At 64.1% G+C, this 20,884-nt stretch carries 22 protein-coding genes; 12 read left to right on the top strand and 10 right to left on the bottom strand.

The features are described from left to right. Position 1: 1 nt before the first annotated feature. The 3 genes from cdd to deoA are packed head-to-tail and all read left to right on the top strand — an operon-like array spanning position 2 to position 2,528. Entirely contained in the window at positions 2-394 is a 393-nt protein-coding gene (gene cdd / locus NKH21_RS21030; protein WP_352867253.1) for a cytidine deaminase, read from the top strand. Then, positions 391-1,209 carry a purine-nucleoside phosphorylase gene (locus tag NKH21_RS21025; protein WP_352867251.1) on the top strand — a complete coding sequence of 273 codons (819 nt, stop codon included), beginning with the start codon at positions 391-393 and terminating at the stop codon, positions 1,207-1,209. Before cdd ends, NKH21_RS21025 begins: the two co-directional genes overlap by 4 nt. Beyond that, positions 1,209-2,528 (top strand): thymidine phosphorylase, encoded by a 1,320-nt coding sequence (gene deoA, locus NKH21_RS21020; protein WP_352867248.1) that lies wholly within the window; start codon positions 1,209-1,211, stop codon positions 2,526-2,528. Before NKH21_RS21025 ends, deoA begins: the two co-directional genes overlap by 1 nt. Here deoA and NKH21_RS21015 read toward each other — a convergent pair whose 3' ends face one another. The 3 genes from NKH21_RS21015 to NKH21_RS21005 all read right to left on the bottom strand — a co-directional run bounded on the left by NKH21_RS21015 (position 2,529) and on the right by NKH21_RS21005 (position 4,936). Then, positions 2,529-3,089 carry a TIGR02281 family clan AA aspartic protease gene (locus NKH21_RS21015; protein WP_352867246.1) on the bottom strand — a complete coding sequence of 187 codons (561 nt, stop codon included), beginning with the start codon at positions 3,087-3,089 and terminating at the stop codon, positions 2,529-2,531. It abuts the gene before it with no gap. A 100-nt stretch (positions 3,090-3,189) separates the two neighbouring features. Next, positions 3,190-3,819, bottom strand: coding sequence for a uracil phosphoribosyltransferase (gene upp, locus NKH21_RS21010; protein WP_352867243.1), 630 nt, complete (start codon positions 3,817-3,819; stop codon positions 3,190-3,192). Positions 3,820-3,961: 142 nt separating this feature from the next. Continuing rightward, a complete protein-coding gene (locus tag NKH21_RS21005; RefSeq protein WP_352867240.1) occupies positions 3,962-4,936 on the bottom strand; it encodes an adenosine deaminase in 975 nt (324 codons plus the stop codon). 167 nt (positions 4,937-5,103) lie between these two features. On the opposite strand from NKH21_RS21005, the gene ubiE reads away from it, so the two are divergent. From ubiE to coaBC, 3 genes are all read left to right on the top strand, one after another. Then, positions 5,104-5,880, top strand: coding sequence for a bifunctional demethylmenaquinone methyltransferase/2-methoxy-6-polyprenyl-1,4-benzoquinol methylase UbiE (ubiE, locus tag NKH21_RS21000; RefSeq protein WP_352867237.1), 777 nt, complete (start codon positions 5,104-5,106; stop codon positions 5,878-5,880). A 70-nt stretch (positions 5,881-5,950) separates the two neighbouring features. Next, positions 5,951-7,525, top strand: coding sequence for a 2-polyprenylphenol 6-hydroxylase (gene ubiB / locus NKH21_RS20995; protein WP_352867234.1), 1,575 nt, complete (start codon positions 5,951-5,953; stop codon positions 7,523-7,525). A gap of 66 nt (positions 7,526-7,591) precedes the next feature. Continuing rightward, positions 7,592-9,055 carry a bifunctional phosphopantothenoylcysteine decarboxylase/phosphopantothenate--cysteine ligase CoaBC gene (gene coaBC / locus NKH21_RS20990; RefSeq protein WP_352665586.1) on the top strand — a complete coding sequence of 488 codons (1,464 nt, stop codon included), beginning with the start codon at positions 7,592-7,594 and terminating at the stop codon, positions 9,053-9,055. Here the strand turns inward: coaBC and NKH21_RS20985 are convergent. From NKH21_RS20985 to NKH21_RS20960, 6 genes are all read right to left on the bottom strand, one after another. Continuing rightward, the gene (locus tag NKH21_RS20985; RefSeq protein ID WP_352867231.1) at positions 9,052-10,509 is read right to left on the bottom strand and encodes an MFS transporter; all 1,458 of its coding nucleotides are present in this window, start codon (positions 10,507-10,509) and stop codon (positions 9,052-9,054) included. The genes coaBC and NKH21_RS20985 overlap by 4 nt on opposite strands. Before the next feature lie 414 nt (positions 10,510-10,923). After that, the gene (locus tag NKH21_RS20980) at positions 10,924-11,397 is read right to left on the bottom strand and encodes a DUF992 domain-containing protein (protein ID WP_352665584.1); all 474 of its coding nucleotides are present in this window, start codon (positions 11,395-11,397) and stop codon (positions 10,924-10,926) included. Positions 11,398-11,534: 137 nt separating this feature from the next. Continuing rightward, complete coding sequence (locus tag NKH21_RS20975) at positions 11,535-12,380, bottom strand: tetratricopeptide repeat protein (protein ID WP_352665583.1); 846 nt, start codon at positions 12,378-12,380, stop codon at positions 11,535-11,537. A 161-nt stretch (positions 12,381-12,541) separates the two neighbouring features. After that, positions 12,542-12,814, bottom strand: a complete 273-nt coding sequence (gene rpsU / locus NKH21_RS20970; protein ID WP_023675331.1) for a 30S ribosomal protein S21 — start codon at positions 12,812-12,814, stop codon at positions 12,542-12,544. 265 nt (positions 12,815-13,079) lie between these two features. Next, entirely contained in the window at positions 13,080-13,466 is a 387-nt protein-coding gene (locus NKH21_RS20965) for an SET domain-containing protein (RefSeq protein WP_352867227.1), read from the bottom strand. 109 nt (positions 13,467-13,575) lie between these two features. Continuing rightward, positions 13,576-14,334, bottom strand: a complete 759-nt coding sequence (locus tag NKH21_RS20960) for an SDR family oxidoreductase (RefSeq protein WP_352867224.1) — start codon at positions 14,332-14,334, stop codon at positions 13,576-13,578. Positions 14,335-14,602: 268 nt separating this feature from the next. Between NKH21_RS20960 and NKH21_RS20955 the strand changes: the two genes are divergently transcribed. From NKH21_RS20955 to NKH21_RS20930, 6 genes are read left to right on the top strand one after another with little or no spacing between them, the layout of a single operon-like run. Then, complete coding sequence (locus tag NKH21_RS20955; RefSeq protein WP_352867221.1) at positions 14,603-15,856, top strand: sarcosine oxidase subunit beta; 1,254 nt, start codon at positions 14,603-14,605, stop codon at positions 15,854-15,856. An 8-nt stretch (positions 15,857-15,864) separates the two neighbouring features. Further along, positions 15,865-16,275 carry a hypothetical protein gene (locus tag NKH21_RS20950; RefSeq protein ID WP_352867218.1) on the top strand — a complete coding sequence of 137 codons (411 nt, stop codon included), beginning with the start codon at positions 15,865-15,867 and terminating at the stop codon, positions 16,273-16,275. Beyond that, complete coding sequence (locus tag NKH21_RS20945) at positions 16,275-16,571, top strand: sarcosine oxidase subunit delta (protein ID WP_292519105.1); 297 nt, start codon at positions 16,275-16,277, stop codon at positions 16,569-16,571. The genes NKH21_RS20950 and NKH21_RS20945 overlap by 1 nt, the downstream gene beginning before the upstream one ends. After that, positions 16,568-19,561 (top strand): sarcosine oxidase subunit alpha, encoded by a 2,994-nt coding sequence (locus NKH21_RS20940; RefSeq protein ID WP_352665578.1) that lies wholly within the window; start codon positions 16,568-16,570, stop codon positions 19,559-19,561. The genes NKH21_RS20945 and NKH21_RS20940 overlap by 4 nt, the downstream gene beginning before the upstream one ends. Next, the gene (locus NKH21_RS20935; protein WP_352665576.1) at positions 19,554-20,132 is read left to right on the top strand and encodes a sarcosine oxidase subunit gamma; all 579 of its coding nucleotides are present in this window, start codon (positions 19,554-19,556) and stop codon (positions 20,130-20,132) included. The genes NKH21_RS20940 and NKH21_RS20935 overlap by 8 nt, the downstream gene beginning before the upstream one ends. Positions 20,133-20,185: 53 nt before the next feature. Next, positions 20,186-20,410: a hypothetical protein gene (locus tag NKH21_RS20930; RefSeq protein WP_352665575.1), complete on the top strand. Its 225-nt coding sequence runs from the start codon at positions 20,186-20,188 to the stop codon at positions 20,408-20,410. 157 nt (positions 20,411-20,567) lie between these two features. Here NKH21_RS20930 and NKH21_RS20925 read toward each other — a convergent pair whose 3' ends face one another. Further along, complete coding sequence (locus NKH21_RS20925; RefSeq protein WP_352665573.1) at positions 20,568-20,807, bottom strand: DUF680 domain-containing protein; 240 nt, start codon at positions 20,805-20,807, stop codon at positions 20,568-20,570. Positions 20,808-20,884: the final 77 nt, after the last annotated feature.

Genomic DNA, 20,884 nt, shown 5'->3' with positions numbered 1-20,884 from the left:
CATGGCTCATGATTTGTTCGAAGCGGCGAAAGCCGCCATGGCCAAGGCCTATGCGCCCTATTCGAAATTTCCGGTCGGCGCGGCGTTGCGCACCGAGGACGGCCGCGTCTTTGCCGGCGCCAATGTCGAGATCGCGTCCTATCCGGAGGGCTGGTGCGCCGAAACAACCGCACTTGCCAACTACATCATGGGCCGCGGCGGCAAAATCACGGAAATCGCCGTGATCGCCGAACGCGTGGCAAAGTGCTCGCCCTGCGGCGGCTGCCGCCAGCGGCTGGCGGAATTCTGCCGGCCGGAAACGAAGTTCTATCTCTGCGATGATAGCGGCGTGGTCGAGACCGTGACCATGGGCGAATTGTTGCCATACGGGTTTAAAGGCGATGTACTGAAATGAAGGAAGCGCTCGATCACCTCGTCGAAAGGCTGGACGGGCTGGCGCCGACCACCGCCTTGGTGCTGGGGTCAGGGCTTGGCGGGCTTGTCGACAAGGTCCAGGATGCGGTGCGCATCTCCTATGCCGACTTGCCGGGGTTTCCCCGAAGCGGCGTCAGCGGCCATGCCGGCGAGGTGGTGGCGGGGCTTTTTGCCGGCACGCCGGTGCTGATGCTGTCCGGCCGCGCACACTACTATGAGCACGGCAACGCAGCGGCGATGCGGCCGGCACTCGAAGTGCTCGCCGGCCTGGGCATCTCCAGGCTGATCCTCACCAACGCCGCCGGTTCGGTCGATCCCGAGATGGGCCCGGGCTCGGTGATGCTGATCACCGACCACATCAATTTCTCGGGCTCCAACCCGCTGATCGGCGAGCCGAGCGACCGCCGTTTTGTCGGCCTGACCGAAGCCTATGACGCCGGTCTCCGCTCCGCCATCGAGCAGGCGGCGAAGGCCACCGGCACCACGCTGCACAAGGGCGTCTATATGTGGTTCTCCGGCCCATGCTTCGAGACGCCGGCCGAGATCCGCATGGCGCGCGTCATGGGCGCCAACGCGGTCGGCATGTCGACGGTGCCGGAGGTCATTCTCGCCCGCTTCCTCGGCCTGCGCGTCGCCGCCTGTTCTGTCGTCACCAACCTTGCCGCTGGCATGACCGGAGCCGAGCTGTCGCATCAGGAGACCAAGGACATGGCGCCGGTCGGCGGCGCGCGGCTGGCGACCATCCTGCAGCGTGTTTTTCAGGACAGGCTTCCGGAGCACAGGGTCGACGCCTGATGCTTCCCCAGGAAATCATCCGCCGCAAGCGCGACGGCCAGAAGCTCTCGGCTGAGGAGACAGCGTTCTTCATCGAGGGCCTGACCGCCGGCACCGTTACCGACGCGCAGGTCGGCGCCTTCGCCATGGCGGTATTCTTCAACGGCATGAGCCGCGACGAGGCGGTGGCGCTGACAATGGCGATGCGCGATTCCGGCGATGTGCTCGACTGGTCGGATCTGCCCGGCCCGGTCACCGACAAGCATTCGACCGGCGGCGTCGGCGACAATGTCTCCTTGATGCTGGCGCCGATCGTCGCTGCCTGCGGCGCCTATGTGCCGATGATTTCCGGCAGGGGTCTGGGCCATACCGGCGGCACGCTGGACAAGATGGATGCGATCCCCGGTTATATCAGCCAGCCGGATGTTGCGCGCTTCCGCAAGACCGTGCTCGAAACCGGCTGCGCCATCATCGGCCAGACCGCCGATCTGGCACCCGCCGACGCCAGGCTCTACGCCATCCGCGATGTGACGGGAACGGTGGAATCAGTGCCGCTGATCACCGCCTCGATCCTGTCGAAGAAGCTGGCCGCCGGCCTCAATTCGCTGGTGCTGGACGTCAAGGTCGGCAACGGCGCCTTCATGGAGAAATCGCGTGACGCAACCACCCTGGCCAATAGCCTGGTCGAGGTCGCCAATGGCGCCGGCCTGAAGGCCTCGGCGTTGGTCACCGGCATGAACGAGCCGCTGGCGTCCGCCGCCGGCAATGCGGTCGAGGTGCGCAGCGCCGTCGATTTTCTCACCGGCCGCTTTCGCGACCGGCGGCTGGAGGACGTGACGCTGGCACTGGCCGCCGAGATGCTGCAATCGGCAGGCCTGGTATCGTCCAACCAGGACGGCCTGCGCCGCGCCGCCGAGACGCTGGCCGGCGGCCGCGCTGCTGCCATCTTCGGGCGCATGGTGGCGGCACTTGGCGGTCCGGCCGACTTTGTCGACAATCCCGAAAAATATCTGCCGAAGGCGGCAACGGAATTCGCCGTCAAGGCGAGCGCCAACGGCTTTGTCACCGGCATCGCGACCCGCGAGATCGGGCTTGCCGTGGTCGGGCTTGGCGGCGGGCGGACGCGGCCCGACGACAGGATCGATCACGCCGTCGGCATCACCAGACTGTTGCCGGTCGGCGCCGAAGTGCGGGCCGGCGAAGCGCTGGCGCTGGTCCATGCCCGCAATGCCGGGGATGCCGAAGCGGCCGCGGCCGCCGTGCTTTCGGCCTATACGATCGGGACTTCCAAACCGGCCACGGAGAAAACCGTCATCCGGCGGATCCTGCCGCGCGGGTGATCACTGAATCAGCAGCAACGTGCCGTCTTCGACCTGGTATTTTTCAAGCCGCTGCAGAAAGCTCATGCCGATCAGGTTGGTGTGCAGCGCCCTGTCGTCGAGCACGACGGCCTCGACGCCCTCGACGCTGATCTTGCCGATCTGCAGGCGGTCAATCGTCACCACGGCGGCCTTTATCGCACCGTTGGCGGTATTGACCTGATGGCTGAAGTCCGTCGAATTGAGCGAGATGCCGATCCGGCGCGCAGTCGAGGTGTTGATGGCGACGAGCGTCGCGCCGGTATCGATCATGCCGTCGATCTGGCGGCCGTTCAACTTGAAGACTGACATGAAATGCCCGCGCGCGTCCGCGGTGACGACGACCTTGCGGCCGAGCGGCTGCGGCGTTGCCGGCCTGTCCGGGACGGCGGCGAGATTCAGGTCGGTTTGTGTGTCGGCCGGCCTGGCTCCGACGGCTGATTTCAACAGCCGCTCGATTACCTGTGAATTGGACTGATACACGATCGGCAGCGATGCCGACGTTCCGGCAAACACGCCAAGGATGAGAAGCTTGCGCAGCATGGACCGGCCTTTGTGGTTGCCGATCCTTAGTCCGACATGGTGTTTGCCGCTTTAACGAATGCGGAAACCAGCGGTTTGCGTAAACAATCGGTAAACGGATCTATTTGGTGCCGTACATGCGGTCGCCGGCATCGCCGAGACCCGGCATGATGTAGCCCTTCTCATTGAGCTGGCGGTCGATGGAAGCGGTGAAGACCGGAACATCGGGATGCGCCTGTGTAAACCGATCGAGGCCCTCTGGTGCCGCCAACAGGCAGAGGAAGCGGATGTTGGTGGCACCGCGGCCTTTCAGCTTGTCGATCGCGGCGATCGCCGAATTGGCGGTCGCCAGCATCGGGTCGACGACGATCACCAGCCGGTCGGCGAGGTCGCCCGGCGCCTTGAAGAAATACTCGACCGCTTCCAGCGTCTCGTGGTCGCGGTAGAGGCCGATATGGGCGACACGCGCCGCTGGCACCAGATCGAGCAGCCCTTCGAGCAGGCCGTTGCCGGCGCGCAGCACCGAGGCGAAGACCAGTTTCTTGCCCTCCAGCGTCGGCGCCTCCATCGTCTCGATCGGCGTCTCGATCGTCGTCGTCGTCAGTTCGAGATTGCGGGTGACCTCGTAGCCGAGCAGCAGCGAGATCTCGCGTAGCAGCCGCCGGAAGCCGGCCGTCGAGGTTTCCTTCTTGCGCATGATGGTCAGCTTGTGCTGGACAAGCGGATGGTCGACGACGGTGACGCCCTTCATGGTGTTCTCCAACTGCGCAGGTGAATAGTGGATGGTGAATGGTGAATAGTGAATAGTGAACTGGTTTGCGAGTCCTTGGTTGCGCTGAAAAACTCGCGGTGGACGAACCGAAGCGTCGGATGAACCATTCACCATTCACCATTCACCTGCCCTTGGCGCCGAGCCTCCCCAGCAGCGCCGCCCTGGTCTTCCTGTCGACGAAGGCTGCCTCGATGGCCGTCCTGGTGATGGCGGTGAGCGCCTTGTCGTCCATGGCAAAATGCTCGGCGGCGATGTCGTATTCGCGCTTCAGCGAGGTCCAGAAATAGGGCGGGTCGTCGGAATTGAGCGTCACCTTGCAGCCCGCCGCCCGCAATGCAGGGAAGGGATGGTCGGCGAAGCTGTCGAAGACTTTCAGGGCGATGTTGGAGCCGGGGCAGCATTCGAGCACGACGCCTTCGTCGGCGATGCGCCGCACGAGATCGGGGTTCTCGATAGCGCGCACGCCATGGCCGATGCGAGATGGGCGGATGTGGTCGAGTGCCGCCTCGACGCTCTCCCAGCCCATCAATTCGCCGGCATGAACGGTGATGCCGAGGCCGGCCTCGCGGGCGATCTCGAAGGCCCTGACATAATCTTCCAGATCGCCTATCCGCTCGTCGCCGGCGACGCCGAAGCCAGTGACCAGCGGATGCCCGCTGCGGGCGGCGAAACGCGCCGCCCGCTCGATCGATTCGACGCCGAAATTGCGCACGCCGGTGACGATCATGCGGCCTTCGATGCCGGTCTTCGCCTTGGCGCGGGCCATGCCTTCGCCGAGCGCGTCGGTATAGGCCTTTGGCGACAGCCCGGCCTTGCTGGCATGATCGGGCGAGGTGAAAACCTCGGAATAGATGGCGCCGTCGCGGGCAAGGCTGGTCAGGTAGTGATCGGCCAGCCGCGCATAGTCTTCTTCGGTGCGGAACAGGTCGGAGGAGAAGTCGTAGGCGGCGAGGAAAGAGGTGAAATCGTGCCAGACGAAGGAGCCGTCCTGGATGTAGGGCGAGGCATCCTTGCCGTATTTCTCAGCCTGGCGCAGGACGAGTTCAGGCGCCGCTGCCCCTTCGATGTGGCAGTGCAGTTCTGCTTTCAAAGGCATTCGATTATCCCGTCAGGCTTTTTCTTATGACGCAAGTTCCCGTCGGAAAACCGTGTGACACTTTTCCGGAACCTACTTCGAAGCGCGGCCGAACACCGCGCCTTAAACAATAGCGCCCGCACCATCGATCGGCTATGGTCCCGCCGATTTTATGGCGGATCAAAACGATGTCGGTTGAAAGAACCACTGCTGCGGGCGGTATGGAAACCTCCTATGGTTTCAAGCGGGTAGGACCAGGCGACAAACAGTCCCTGGTCAATGATGTTTTCCACAAGGTGGCGAACCGCTACGACCTGATGAACGATCTGATGTCGGCCGGGCTGCATCGGGTGTGGAAGGACGCCATGGTCGCCTGGCTCAATCCACCGAAGCGGCCGGGCTGGACCGTTCTCGACGTTGCCGGCGGCACCGGCGATGTCGCCTTCCGCATCGTCGAGGCGAGCGGCAGGCACGCTCATGCAACGGTTCTCGATATCAATGGCTCGATGCTCGCCGTCGGCCGCGACCGGGCCGAGAAAAAGGGCCTGTCGGCAAATACCGATTTCGTCGAAGCCAATGCCGAGGAACTGCCTTTTGCCGACGCCACTTTCGATGCCTACACCATCGCTTTCGGCATCCGCAACGTGCCGCGCATCGAAGTGGCGCTTGCCGAAGCCTATCGCGTGCTGAAGCCTGGCGGGCGCTTTCTCTGCCTTGAATTTTCCGAGGTCGAGATGCCGCTGCTCGACAAGGTCTATGAAGCATGGTCGTTCAACGCCATCCCGCGGATCGGCAAGATGGTGACCGGCGATGGCGAGCCCTATTCCTATCTGGTCGAATCGATCCGCAAATTTCCCAATCAGCAGAATTTCGCGGCGATGATCGCGCGCGCGGGCTTTGACCGCGCCTCATTCCGCAATTATTCCGGCGGCATCGCCGCGCTTCATTCGGGCTGGAAGCTTTGAGGCTGGCCCGCATTTCCATAACGCGACGTGCCTTTCGCCAGTTCAGGAAACCGGCAGGGCGAAGCCAGCCATGAGCAGCATCGGCGCTGGTTTCAGGCTCGTGCGGGCTGGCTGGGTGCTGGTCCGCGAAGGCGTCATCGCGGCTTTGCCTGGAGACGAACTCTTCGGCCTGCCGAAACTCGGCTGGCGCATGGCCCGGCTATTCACCCGCCGTCGCGCGCTTGCCTATGAGCGCGGCGACCGGCTGGCCAAGGCGGTCGTGCGGCTCGGCCCGTCCTACGTCAAGCTCGGCCAGTTTCTGGCGACACGGCCAGACGTCGTCGGCAACGATATCGCGCTTGATCTCGCCATGCTGCAGGACAAGATGCAGACCTTTCCCAAGGCCGAGGCCATAGCGGCGATAGAAGCATCGCTCGGACGCAAGGTCGGTGAGCTCTATGCCAGTTTTGGCGAGGCCGTCGCCGCCGCCTCGATCGCGCAGGTCCATACCGCCGAAACGCTGCAGGACGGCGTCGCTAGGCGAGTGGCGGTGAAGGTCATCCGGCCGGGCGTGCGCCGCCGCTTCTTTCGCGATCTCGAGAGCTATTTCCTCGCCGCCCGGCTGCAGGAAAAGTACATCCCGTCGTCGCGCCGGCTGCGGCCGGTGGAGGTGACGGAGACGCTGGCCCAAACTACCAAGATCGAAATGGATTTGAGGCTGGAGGCGGCGGCTTTTTCCGAGCTCGGCGAGAATACCAAGGACGATCCCGGCTTTCGCGTGCCGTCGGTCGACTGGGAGCGCACCGGTCGTGACGTGCTGACCATGGAATGGGTCGACGGCATCAAGTTGAACGATATTGCCGGCCTCGCCGCCGCCGGCCACGACCTGAAGGCGATTGCCGCCAACCTGGTCCAGTCGTTCCTGCGCCATACGCTGCGTGACGGTTTCTTCCATGCCGACATGCATCCGGGCAACCTGTTCGTCGAGGCCGATGGCACCATCGTCGCCGTCGATCTCGGCATTGCCGGCCGGCTCGGCAGGAAGGAGCGCCGCTTCCTCGCCGAAATCCTCTATGGCTTCATCACGCGCGATTACCAGCGCGTCGCCGAGGTGCATTTCGAGGCCGGCTACGTGCCGCGCCAGCACAATGTCGCAGCTTTCGCCCAGGCGATCCGGGCGATCGGCGAACCGATCCACGGCCAGCCGGCCGAGACCATCTCGATGGCCAAGCTGCTGACGCTGCTGTTCGAGGTGACCGACCTCTTCGACATGGCGACGCGATCCGAGCTGGTGCTGCTGCAGAAGACCATGGTCGTTGTCGAGGGCGTCGCCCGCACCCTCGACCCGGCCTTCAACATGTGGAAGACGTCGGAACCTGTGGTCAGCGGCTGGATTGCGCGCAATCTCGGCCCGCGCGCTTTGCTGGCCGATGCGCGCGACGGCGCCAACGCGCTGCTGGCGCTGGCCCGCCAGGCGCCGGACCTCGCCGCCCGCACCGAGCGGCTGTCGCGTGAGATCGACCTGATGGCCGAACACGGCCTGCGCTTCGACGAAAGGACCGCGCACGCGATCGGCAAGGCCGAGGCGCGCTACACCCGCTCCGGCCGGCTGGCGCTGTGGGTAATCGCATTGACGCTGGTGTACATCGCCTGGAAGCTGCTTTAACGCCTTGTTGTCGATTGATTGCATTGCTATCATTGCCTTCGGCGATTTTGGATAACGTGCAATCACATGGCCAGCATCACGATCCGCAACCTTGATGACGAGGTCAAGGATATGCTGCGCCGATTGGCTGCAGAGAATGGCCGGTCAATGGAAGACCAGGCGCGGGTCATGATCCGCGCAGCGGTCGAAGGTCAACTCGGTTCGTCCGACCGCATCGACCAGATCGAGAAAACGTTGCGCGAACTGACAAGCTTGCAGAATCCTGCAGCTCCGGTGGTCGCGGTCCCCAGCCAGGTCGTGCGAGGTGTCCTCTCCGGCAAGCGCATCCTGCTGATCATCGGCGGAGGCATCGCTGCCTACAAGGCGCTCGACCTGATCCGCCGGCTGCGCGAGCGCGGTGCTTCGGTGCGCGTGGTGATGACAGCCGCGGCGCAGGAATTCGTCACCGCGCTGGCGGCCGGAGCACTGTCCGCCGACCACGTCTTCACCGAGCTGTTCGACCGGCAGGACGAGCACGACATCGGCCACATCAGGCTGTCGCGCGAGGCCGACCTTGTGGTCGTGGCGCCGGCCACCGCCGACCTGATGGCAAAGCTCGCCAACGGCCACGCCAACGACCTTGCCTCGACGGTGCTCATCGCCACCGACAAGCAGGTGTTGATGGCGCCGGCGATGAATCCGAAAATGTGGACACACCCGGCGGTCCGCCGCAACCGTGCGACGCTGGGTAAGGACGGCGTCGCATTCGTCGGCCCGGCGAAAGGCGAGATGGCCGAAAGCAACGAGGCGGGCGAGGGCCGCATGGCCGAGCCGCTGGAGATTGTCACCGCGGTCGAGGCGCTGCTGGACAGCCGGCCAAAGCCCCTGGCGGGAAGAAAGATCATCGTCACTTCCGGACCGACGCATGAACCGATCGATCCGGTGCGCTACATCGCCAACCGCTCGTCGGGCAAGCAGGGTCACGCCATCGCGGCGGCGCTGGCCAGGCTCGGCGCCGACGTGCGTCTCGTCTCCGGTCCGGTCGGCATTGCCGATCCGGCCGGCGTCGCCACGCTGCACGTCGAAACCGCCGTCGAGATGAAGGACGCGGTCGAGCAGCTGCTGCCGGCCGACGCGGCAGTGTTCGTCGCGGCTGTTGCCGACTGGCGTACTCAAAGTTCGGCCGGGGAAAAGATCAAGAAGGTGGCGGGCGAGGGACCTCCGGCGCTGCAAATGGTGGAAAATCCCGATATTCTTGCCGGTGTCGGGCATCACAAAAAGCGGCCGATGCTGGTGGTCGGTTTCGCCGCGGAGACGCAGGACCTGGTCAGGAACGCCCAGGCCAAGCTTACGAAAAAGGGTGCCGATCTTATCGTTGCCAATGACGTCTCGCATGAAGGCGGTTCTCCGGGCGTGATGGGCGGCGACCGCAACAAGGTGCGGATCGTCTCGAAGGCCGGCGTCGAGGAATGGCCGGAGATGAGCAAGGACGAGGTGGCGACGCGGCTCGCCGCACTGATCGCCGGCCGGCTGAAGACGGTGGTGGTTTAGTCAATCTCCCCCACGGAGATTGGCAGCTTCGCCGGCTTCGTGTCGCTCGCCCCCGAAATCCGCAAGGCGGCGAGGCATCCCAGGATGCCGAGTGGCACGAACGCGAGGAACAGCCAGGTAGCAACATTTGCCGCGGCCTCGCGGTTCAGGCCTTCGGAAAAGCCGCTGGCGTTGGCGACGATGCCCGTCAGTGCCGCACCCACGGCATAACCGATGCGCTGCATGGTCGGCACAGCGGCCGAGGCGATTGTCTGCTCGCCTTCCCGCGCCGATGCCACGACGACACGCGTGACGAACGGCCAGGCAATGCCGAAACCGCCGCCTTGCAGCAAGGCGCAAAGCAGGATCAACGGGATCGAGCCCGCCGGCACCGTATAGGCGAAACCGGCGACGCCAGTGGCGATCATCAGCGCGCCGCCGACGATAGTCAGCCGTTCGCGCTCCGGCGGCGCATTGGCGACGAGGATCGACAGGATCGACCAGGCGATCGATTCGGCGGCGATGATGTAGCCGGTGGTGAGGATCGGAATACCGTGCAGGCTGGTCAGGAGCAGCGGTCCGTAGACCGCGAACGAACAGGTCGCCATCGAGAACGCCGCAACCATGGTCATGCCCGCGCCGACCGGCGAGCGCCATGAAAACAGCCGCGACGGGAACAGGCGCGAGCGCGGCTTCAGTGCGTCGATATAGATAAACAGCGCCAGGCCGATCAGGCCGAGGGTGAGCAGCAGCGACGAGCGCAGCAGGGCGATGTCGACGCCGGCGGTGGCGATCAGCACGACGCTGACGGCAAGGCAGCCAAGTGCTGCAAAGGGGAAGGGCGGCGCCGAGCCGCCGGTCGCCTGCGGCCTTGTTGCTTCAGGTGTATCGAGCACGAGGAAGCTTGCCAGCGCCATGGCCGTGCCGCCGAGGGTGAAGACGCCGAAGGCCCAGCGCCAGGACAGCAATTCGGTCATGACCGCGCCGAGCACCGGCCCGCTGAAGGCGGCGACACCCCAGATCGCCGACATGACGCCGAAAAGCTGCGGCCAGATCGCGCGGGCAAACAGCCGCTCGACCGAGACGAAGGCCAGCGACACCAGCGCGCCACCGCCGAGCCCTTCGATCAGGCGGCCGCAGAGGAACAGCGGCATCGAAGGCGCGGTGGCGCAGACCAGCGCGCCGGCGGCATAGAGCATTGCTGCGACCATCATGTTGGTGCGCAGCGCGACATAGCTCACCAGCCGTCCGGCGGCCGCACCGGCAACGATGGCGCCGAGCTCGTAGATCGCCAGCGACCAGCCGACCAGCTGCACGCCGGCGAGATCGCCGACCATGGCCGGCATGACCGTTGCCACCATGGTTTCGTTGGTAGCGTGCAGCAGGATGCCGAGGCTGATAAAGCAGAAGCGCGCGAGGTCGCCGCTCGCCCACAGCGCGCGCCAATCGACCCTGTTTGTGCTTGTTTTGATCATCCAGTCCCCCAAGCTTTCTTAGACGCTGGTCTAAAGGATTCGAGCGTTCTTCACATCCAAATGAGCGCATGCCGCAGTATGGGGAGGACTTCTAGAACCTCAACCGTAGTTGAGATCAAGCGGTTTTGATCGCCGTTGGTGGGGCGGATGTCAAATTTGTGCGATGGGGGACAATCACGAGGCGTTGAGATTTCTGGTTGGACCGAAGACAAGCAAAATTGGATCGTCGCAATCTTCGGTCACAGTAACTGCATGGATCCTGGGATCCATGCCGTTACCTTGGAGCGCTGCAACTTTGAACATCAGGGCGGCCCATTCTCTGCGGAGTGGGCCTGCCGGAATCCATGAACTTTCGGCAGCTATTCGCAGGTCGACACCTACGCTGCCCCGCCGCTCGGGAGCCGCGCTACGCCGCTATTTGAACGAGTGGATCAGGTCCAGCGACGTGACGGCGACCGCCAGGTTGACGCCGGTCTGTGCCTGGACGCTGAGCGGCTGCAGCGAAAAGGCGCTGTCGAGGCCGCCGACCAGGAGATTGGCGCCGCCACCGGTGACCACGCTGGCCTCGGCATTCACGCCATAGTAGCTGCCGGCAAGGTCGCCTTCATCGTGGTTGCGGGTCGCCGCCAGAACCGCCCAGACCAGCTGGCCCTGATGCGTCCGGCCGACATCGACGCCGAGCTTGGAAATCACCCCGGTATAGACTTCGGAGGGGCCGCCACGATGCGGACGAAAGACACATGAAACACCCTTGTTGGAGGTGACGAGATAGGCCGTGCCGCCGTCGATGGTGCAGTCGAGCACACCGAGCTGGAGCTTGCTGGCGCTGGCGGGAGCGACAACGGCGGTCGTCGCGAGAGCGGCGGCACAGGCGAGTTTCTTGATCATGGCAGGGTCCTTTCCAAATGGCTTTGTACAAACGGCTGAGCACGCCGAGCGTTCCGCCGAAAACTTGGCGCCAGCAAGGTAAGGATAAACGCAGGGTTGTCGGGGTGTGGAAAGGGCCGCCCGATAAACCGGCCCGATCAGCCGGCGCTGGTGCGGGCCAGGCCGTCCTTGGCCGGCTGGTAGGTCGGATTGAGGTGCACGGCCTCGCGGTAGGATTTCGCGGCCCTGACCTTGTCGCCGCGCCGCTCGTAGATCAGCGCCTGGTTGGACCACGCCTCGGCGTTCTTGCCGTCGAGCTTGATGGCCATATTGAAGTCGGCGAAGGCATTGTCCTCGTCGTTCATGGCAAGGTAGGAGAGGCCGCGTCCGTTGTAAGGCTCGGAGGCGTCCGGCGCCAGCGAAATGGCAGTCGAGAAGTCCTCGATAGCAAAGGCGTGCTGGCCCTGACTCTGGTAGATCAGGCCGCGATTGTGATAGGCGCGCGCGTCGGTCGTGTCGAGCTGAATGGCCTTCTGGAAATCGTTGAAGGCTTCCTGGACCCGGCCCGCCCTGCGGTAGAGATTGCCGCGGCCGATATAGGCGGCGTCATAATTGGAATTGATCTGGATCGAGCGGTTGTAGTCGGCCAGCGCGCTTGCCTGGTCACCGAGGAAGCGCTGGATGAGCGCCCGGTTCGAATAGGCCTGGTAGAAATTCGGATTGAGCTGGATGGCGGTGTCGAAGTCCTTCAGCGCCGCCTGGTACTGGCCGCCGCGGCCATAGGCCGAGCCGCGCACATTGTAGGCTTCCGGATCCTGAGGGTTGCGCTGGATCACCGCCGACAGCGAGGAGATGTTCTCGCTCGAGGCTTGCGCCTTGTCGATGTTGTTGAACTCGCCGGTCGGAACGCTCTGGCAGCCGGCAAGCGCCATCCCGGAAAGCAGGGCTGCCGTCAGGGCGAGGCCGCGCCACGCGGTTCTGCGCTCTACGGTGATTGCGTCCATATCTGCCCTGTCCTTACTGCGCCGTCTGGTCCGTTCCCCCTCCGAACCGGCATCTCTCCCAACCGGTCCTCTCGGACCGGGTCGAACTCACAACAAAAAGGTGGCGGCGATTCCGCATCGCGCCACCTTGGATATCCTTGGAAAAGGACGAAAAATTGACGTCAGAACCGCGGCGGACGCGGAGCACCGGCACCGGCAGCACCGGCCGCGACCGGACGTGGCGTCATCGGCAGCAGGCCTTCGCGCTGGGCGCGCTTGCGGGCCAGCTTGCGGGCGCGCCGCACGGCTTCCGCCTTTTCACGGGCGCGCTTCTCGGACGGCTTCTCGTAATGTCCGCGCATCTTCATTTCGCGGAAGATGCCTTCGCGCTGCATCTTTTTCTTGAGCGCGCGAAGCGCCTGATCAACATTGTTGTCGCGGACGAGTACCTGCACGTGCAATCCTGTCTTTCGGTTTGAAATCAACAGGCAAGCGGCCATAGCCACAAGCCTCCGCGGCGCGTTACACCACGAATTGGGGCGGCTGATAGCAGAATCAAGGGGCGCTGTCCACAGCCGATTGAGAGGCGGTGCCGATCCCGAAACGAAAAACCCGCCTCGGCGGCGGGTCTTCGGTGTGAATCAGCACCATACAGAAATTAGTAGCATAGCTGCCGGCACAAAGCAAGAACAAAATTCGCCTTGGGCCAGATAGGCGCCGCTACACCGTAGCCAGGTGGAGCTGCTCGAAACCCTCGAAGAACTCGCCGTAGTCGCAGGTTATCTCCTCGCCGGCGGCGATGTCGCGGGTCGCGGTGGCCCCGCCATATTGCGAAAAGTCGGTGTTCGGCTCGTCGGCGTGGTTCATGAAGCGGCCATTGTCGACCTCATAGACCATGAAGCCCGGCCGATCCGGACTGGGATAGGCATATCTGTCGAGCAATTCCTTGAGGTGCGGCGGCGCCGTCTCGTATCTTTCCACCGGGATCAGCCGGTCAAAGTCCGGATCGAGACGCCAGATCTGCGCGCCTTTGCGGACCGGCTCGGCGGCGAACACGCCGACGCCTTCGATTGCGCTTGCAGCGATATAGGTTCTGATCAGCAGCATGTTTCCAATCCGTCTTTGAGGAGAAGACGAAATCGTCAAATCGCCGGAAAAAGCAAGACCGGTTTTTCTGACGTTGGCTTGCGCGCCGATGCGCCAACCGCGAAACGCTTCACGTCCGGGTGATCGAGACGCCGCCATCGGCGAACAGTGCCGTGCCGGTGGTGAAGCTCGATGCATCGGAAGCCAGGTAAAGCGCCGAGCGGGCGATCTCCTCAGGCTCGGCGACGCGCTTCAAGGCATGCAGGTTTTCGACGAAGGCTCGCGATTCAGGTGTCTTGAACGTTGCCGAGGGCGTGTCGGTGCCGCCCGGCAGCAGCGCGTTGACTCGAATGCCCTTGGCGCCAAATTCGGCCGCCAGCACCTGCGTCAATCCGATCAGTCCGGCCTTGCTCGCCGCGTAGCTGGTCATGCCGGGCATGCCGACCGTGTAGCCGACGAAGGTGGAGGTGAAGATAAGCGAGCCGCCGCCGCGATCGATCATCGCCGGCACTTGGTATTTCGCGCCGAGAAAGGCGCTGGTCAGATTGGTATCGAGCGTCTCGCGCCAGCCCTCCAGCGACAGCTCCGAAACCGGCCCCATCCTACCGACCGAGCCGGCATTGTTGAAGGCGATGTCGAGCCCGCCGAATTTCCCGACCGCCAGGTCGACGAGGGCTTTGGCGTAGGCTTCGTCGCGTACGTCACCGGGAAGAGCGATGGCGGTGCCGTCGGCGTCTTCGATTTCGGCAACCAGTGCATCGAGCTCCGCCTGGCGGCGGGCTGCGACGACCACCTTGGCGCCTTCCTCCGCAAACACCTTGGCCGTGGCGCGGCCGATGCCGGAGCTGGCGCCGGTGACGATGGCAACTTTGTTTGCAAGTGCGGGCATTTTTTTGCATCCTTTTTTCGCGCCGGCCCTTGCCGGCAATCGGGATGCTTGGTCGCAAATCGGGACGGTGCGAACCACCCGATACCTGCGAGGTGCTTCGGATGTGGTTTGATCGCCCATCACGTCGCATGCCTCTTTTTCACCACGGCGCAAAACGGCAAGCGCCGTCGCAAACAGTGCAAGGCTGGCAGTGCGGTTTCGCTAGTGATACAGCTCGCGCGCCGGGGTTGGCTGATCTGCCCGGCCGCCATTTGCGAGGCCTGCAACGTTGAAGAAATACTCGGTATTCGCCATCGCCCGCGAGGCCATGCGCGGTCATAGAGGCTGGGAGGAACAGTGGTCCTCGCCGGAGCCGAAAAAGGAGTATGACGTCGTCATCGTCGGCGCCGGCGGCCACGGCCTGGCCACCGCCTATTATCTCGCCACGGTGCACGGCATCAGCAATGTCGCGGTTTTGGAAAAAGGCTGGCTCGGCGGCGGCAATACCGGCCGCAACACCACCATCATCCGCTCGAACTATCTCTACGACGAGAGCGCCGGCATCTACGACCATGCGCTGAAGCTGTGGGACGGGCTCAGCCAGGAGCTCAACTACAACGTCATGTATTCGCCGCGCGGCGTCATGATGCTCGCCCACAACATCCACGACATCCAGGTGCTGAAGCGGCACGTCCACGCCAACCGGCTGAACGGCATCGACAATGAATGGCTGACGCCGGAGCAGGCCAAGGAATTCTGCCCGCCGCTCAACATTTCGCGCGATGCTCGCTACCCGGTGATGGGTGCTGCCCTGCAGCGCCGCGGCGGCACGGCGCGCCACGATGCCGTCGCCTGGGGCTATGCGCGCGGCGCTTCGGCGCGTGGCGTCCACATCATCCAGAATTGCGAGGTCACGGGTGTCAAGCGGGCGCCGAACGGCGCGGTCACCGGCGTCGAGACGACGCGCGGCTTCATCGGCGCCAAGAAGGTCGGCGTGGTCGCCGCCGGGCACTCCTCGGTGATCATGAACATGGCCGGCGTGCGCATGCCGCTGGAAAGCTATCCGTTGCAGGCACTGGTGTCGGAGCCGGTCAAGCCAGTGGTGCCCTGCGTGGTGATGTCGAACACCGTGCATGCCTATATCTCGCAGTCCGACAAGGGCGAGCTGGTCATCGGCGCCGGCACCGACCAGTATGTCTCCTATTCGCAGACCGGTGGGTTGCACATATTGCAGCATACGCTCGACGCCATATGCGAGATGTTCCCGATCTTCACGCGCATGAAGATGCTGCGTTCGTGGGGCGGCATCGTCGACGTGACGCCGGACCGTTCGCCAATCCTGGCCAAGACGCCGGTGCCCGGCCTCTATGTCAATTGCGGCTGGGGTACGGGCGGCTTCAAGGCGACGCCGGGTTCGGGCCATGTCTTTGCCCATACGATCGCCAGGGACGATCCGCACCCGATCAACGCACCTTTCACCATAGAGCGCTTCCGCACCGGCCGGCTGATCGATGAGGCGGCGGCGGCAGCGGTGGCGCACTGAGCACCGCAATGACGCGCAAGACTCACACCTTGCTTTTCGGATTGGCCCTCGTTGGGGTCACGGTGCTGTTCGCGCTGTTGGTGCTTCGGGAGATTTTGGTTCGAATTGGATACGAGGCAAATGCGGTCGATCCTGTGATGGGGGCAATGTTTGCAGTGATCGGACTACGTACCTTTGGCTGCGTGGTTGCGTTTAGCCTACCGAAATTCTTCGCGGACATGTTTCTGAACGACACCTATCCAAGGCCTAGGTTCTTTGGGCCGCGAAAGCAGGTGGGCGTCGATCGAGCCAGAGAGAAATTGCGGTCAGTAGGGCTACTCCTCGAAGACGGTCCTGACGAAAAAAATGTTGTGACAAAACGTGGCAAGGATGACGCCTTTCCGCATGGTGAGTCAATTAAAACCAAGAAAGTCGATTGATGCTTCTCATCCGCTGCCCCTATTGCGAGGAAGAGCGTCCGGAGCTCGAATTCCGCAACGCCGGCGAGGCGCATATTGCGCGTTCCCCGAACATCGCCGGCGAGAGTGACGACGACTTCGAAAAGTTCTTTTTCATCCGCTCCAATCCCAAGGGGATCATCTATGAGCGCTGGCGGCACATGCATGGCTGTGCGCGGTTCTTCAATGCCGTGCGCGACACCGTCAGCGACAGGTTCCTGATGACCTACAAGGCCGGTGAGCCGAAGCCCACGAAGCTGCCGGGAGCCGCCAAATGAGCGCCACGTTCCGCATTGCCGGCGCCGGGCGGCTCAAACAGGCAAAGATAGCCGGCTTCAGCTTCGACGGCCGCCCCTATACCGGCATCGAGGGCGACACGCTGGCCTCGGCGCTGCTTGCCAATGGCGTCCATCTCGTCGGCCGCTCGTTCAAGTACCACCGGCCGCGCGGCTTCCTGTCGGCCGGCGCCGAAGAGCCGAATGCGCTGGTCGAGATCAAGCGCGACGCGGCACGCAGGACGCCGAACGTCCGCGCCACCGTACAGGAGCTCTATGACGGGCTGACCGCACAGTCGCAGAACCGCTGGCCGTCGCTGGCCTTCGACATCGGTGCGGTCAGCAGCATTGCCTCGCCGATGCTTTCGGCCGGCTTCTACTACAAGACCTTCATGTGGCCGAAGGCGGCGTGGAAAAACCTCTACGAGCCCAAGATCCGGGCCGCCGCCGGTCTCGGCGTCGCCCCCGACCAGCCGGACCCCGACCACTATTCGGCGCGCTTCGCCCATTGCGAGGTGCTGGTGCTTGGCGGCGGTGCCGCGGGCATCGCCGCGGCATTGGCTGCGGCCGAGACCGGCGCGCGCGTCATCCTTGCCGACGAGCAGGTGAAATTCGGCGGCAGCCTGTGCTTCGAGAGCGGCGCGAAGATTGAAGGCCAGGACGGCTTTTCCTGGGCGCAATCCGCCGTCGCCAAGTTGAGCGCGATGGACAATGTCCGCGTGCTGCCGCGCACCACGGCCTTCGGCTATTACGCGCAGAATTTCGTCGGGCTGGTCGAGCGCGTCAGCGACCATCTGCAGAGCCCCGACCGCGACCTGCCGCGCGAGCGGCTGTGGCAGGTTCGCGCCAAACGCTTGGTGCTGGCGACCGGCGCCATCGAGCGCCACATGGTGTTTGCCGACAACGACCGCCCCGGCATCATGCTGGCGTCGGCGGCGCGCACCTATCTCAACCATTACGGCGTCGCCGTCGGCAGGAATGTTGGCGTCTATACGGCAAACGATTCCGCCTATGCGGCGGCGATCGACCTGAAGAAGGCCGGCATCAACGTGGCGGCGATCGTCGATCTGCGCGACAACCCGGCCGGGCCGGTGATCGACGAGGCGAGGGCGCTCGGCATAGAGGTCAATTTCGGCCGCGCCGTGATCCGCGCCGGCGGCAAGCTGCGGGTGTCGTCGATGACCGTGCAGCCGAAGAATGGCGGCGGCGAACGCACCATGCCGGTTGACGCGATCTTGATGTCGGCCGGCTGGACACCGTCGGTGCATCTGTTCTCGCAATCGCGCGGCAAGGTCGCCTTCAATGACGAGACCAAGCGCTTCGTGCCCGGAATTTATGCGCAGGACTGCGTCTCGGTCGGCGCCTGCAACGGCACCGACGGGCTGTCGGCGACGATCGACGAGGCCTATGCTGCGGGCACCAAGGCGGCCAAGGACGCCGGCAGCAAGCCGGCCAGGGGCACCAAGCCGAAGGTCGATGCCGGCGAGAGCTGGTCGCGCGGCATGCTGGGTGCGGCGCCCGGCGCCGGGGCGGATACGACGGTAAAGGCGTTCGTCGATTTCCAGAACGACGTCACCGCCAAGGACATTCGCCAGGCGGTGCATGAAGGCATGCGCTCGATCGAGCACGTCAAGCGCTTCACCACCAACGGCATGGCGACCGATCAGGGCAAGACCTCCAACATGCACGGCCTGGCGATTGCCGCCGAGACGCTGGGCAAGCCGATCCCGCAGGTCGGGCTGACGACGTTCCGCGCGCCGTATACGCCGGTGACGTTCGGCTCGATCGTCGGGCACGCGCGGGGTCCCCTGTTCGACCCGACCCGCAAGACGGCGATCCATCCCTGGGCAGAGCGTCAAGGCGCGATGTTCGAGGATGTCGGCCAGTGGAAGCGCGCCTGGTATTTCCCGAAGCCAGGCGAGGACATACATGCGGCCGTCGACCGCGAATGCGTCACGGTGCGCAAGACGGCCGGCCTGTTTGACGCCTCGACGCTGGGCAAGATCGAGGTGGTCGGGCCGGATGCGGCCAAATTCATGGAACTGCTCTACACCAATCCATGGGAGAAGCTCGAGCCCGGCCGCTGCCGCTACGGCATCATGCTGCGCGAGGACGGCTTCATCTATGACGACGGTGTCGTCGGCAGGCTTGCACCCGACCGTTTCCATGTGACGACGACGACCGGCGGCGCGCCGCGCGTCATGAACCATATGGAAGACTATCTCCAGACCGAGTTCCCGCATCTCAACGTTTGGCTGACCTCGATCACCGAGCAGTGGGCGGTCATCGCCGTGCAGGGGCCCAAGTCTCGCGACATCATCGCGCCGCTGGTCGAGGGCATCGACATGTCGGATGAGGCGCTGCCGCATATGTCGGTGCGCGAAGGCCAGATCTGCGGCGTCCCGACCAGGCTGTTTCGCATGTCGTTCAGCGGCGAGCGCGGCTTCGAGGTCAACGTGCCGGCCGATTACGGCGAGGCGGTCTGGGAAGCGCTATGGGCCGAGGGCCAGAAACACGGCGCCTGTGCCTACGGCACCGAGTCGATGCATGTGCTGCGCGCCGAAAAGGGCTACATCATCGTCGGCCAGGATACCGACGGCACGGTAACGCCGAACGACGCCGGGCTCGACTGGGCGGTCGGCAAGAAGAAGACCGACTTCGTCGGCATTCGCGGCATGGCGCGGCCGGACTTGGTCGCCAAGGGCCGCAAGCAGCTTGTCGGCCTGAAGACCAGGGATCCCAAGGTGGTGCTGGAGGAGGGCGCGCAGATCGTCGCTGACCCGAAGCAGGCAATCCCGATGAAGATGATCGGCCATGTCACCTCAAGCTATTGGTCGCAAAATTGCGGCCGCTCGATCGCGCTGGGGCTGGTCGCCGGCGGCCGCGATCGCATGGGCGAGACGCTCTATGTGCCGATGCCGAACGGGGTGATCGAGGTGGAGGTCACCGGTATGGTGTTCTTCGACGAGAAGGGAGAGCGCCTCAATGGCTAAGGCCGCTTTGAAAACCGCCGCCGCCGGGCCGTCGGTCGAACGCCGTCCGGCTCTGGCCAGCCAGTCGCTTTCCGCCACCGGCGTCACACTTGCCGTACTACCGCCGGCCGAGCGCATATCGCTGCGCGCGCCGGACGCCTCGATCGCGGCACTTTCGAAAGCGCTCGGCGTCGTCCTGCCGCAAAGGCCGAAAACCTCGGCGGCAAAGGCCGGACGCACGGCCTTGTGGCTGGGGCCGGACGAATGGCTGGTCATCGACGAGAGCGGAAAAGATCCGCTCGCCGATTGCGCCAGCATTCCCGCGCTGCATTCGGCGGTCGGCATCTCGCACCGCAACGTCGCCATATCCGTTACCGGTCCGGCTGCCGCGGCGACGGTCAATGCCGGCTGCCCGCAGGATTTGTCGCTCGACGCCTTTCCGGTCGGGGCGGCGTCGCGTACCATTCTCGGCAAGGTCGAAATCGTGCTGCTGCGCACCGCGGCCGACACGTTCCGCGTCGAATGCTGGCGTTCCTTTTCCGATTATGTCTTTACGTTTCTGTCGGAGGCAGCGCGCGACGCGGCAGCATAGGCATGTTCGCCGCGCCCGACCGTTCTGCGACAGCGAGCCGAGGGAGAATGCAAATGCCGTCGAACTCCGCGCCGAAGTCGCCGGCCAAGACGCCGGCTGTGCGCTCTTTCGAAAACGAGCAGCGCACTGAGACGGATATTGAAGAGGAACTCGAGGAAGGCCTCGAGGATACATTCCCGGCCAGCGATCCGGTGTCGATCACCGGAACGGCCATTCCCGGCGCACCGGCAAGACCTGGCAAGCCCAAAAGCGTGGCAGGACAGAAGCGCAAGAGATAATTTCTATCGGCCCGGCGGGGCCGGTTCGGTTGGCGAGGGCAACCCTTCAGGTTTGCGCGGTTTTGCGTTCCAGCGTCGATGATTGGCGAAAGCCCGAACGAGGGCGATCTCCCCCGCAAGGGGGGAGATTGGCAGTTTCGCCGATGGCTCGAAGTCCTCAGAAGCTGCTTGGCACGATCCACGGGTCGATGCCGATGCCGAGCCTCGGGCCTTTGCTGCCGGCCTTGTGGGTCGCGGCATCCGCCTTTTCAAGCGATCCGGTCGGCGCGCAATCGAGCTTCACATCGGTCTTGGTGTCGACGCAGGCCCCTTCTTGCTTGGCTGGCTGACTGCTGCCGGCAAATGCGGCGCCAGAGAGCGCCAGCAGGGCGGCGAGCGTGAGGATTGCCTTCTTCATGGTCAGTCTCCGGTTCCAGTTATTCGACTTGTACATGTACGGTATTGCGTACAGATACGGCTATGACTTACGGAGGT

The organism is Mesorhizobium sp. M1329 (assembly GCF_040318035.1).
In the GTDB taxonomy this organism is placed as follows: domain Bacteria; phylum Pseudomonadota; class Alphaproteobacteria; order Rhizobiales; family Rhizobiaceae; genus Mesorhizobium.
Note: the sequence above shows the minus strand (reverse complement) of the source record. Positions and strands in the feature narration are given on the sequence as shown.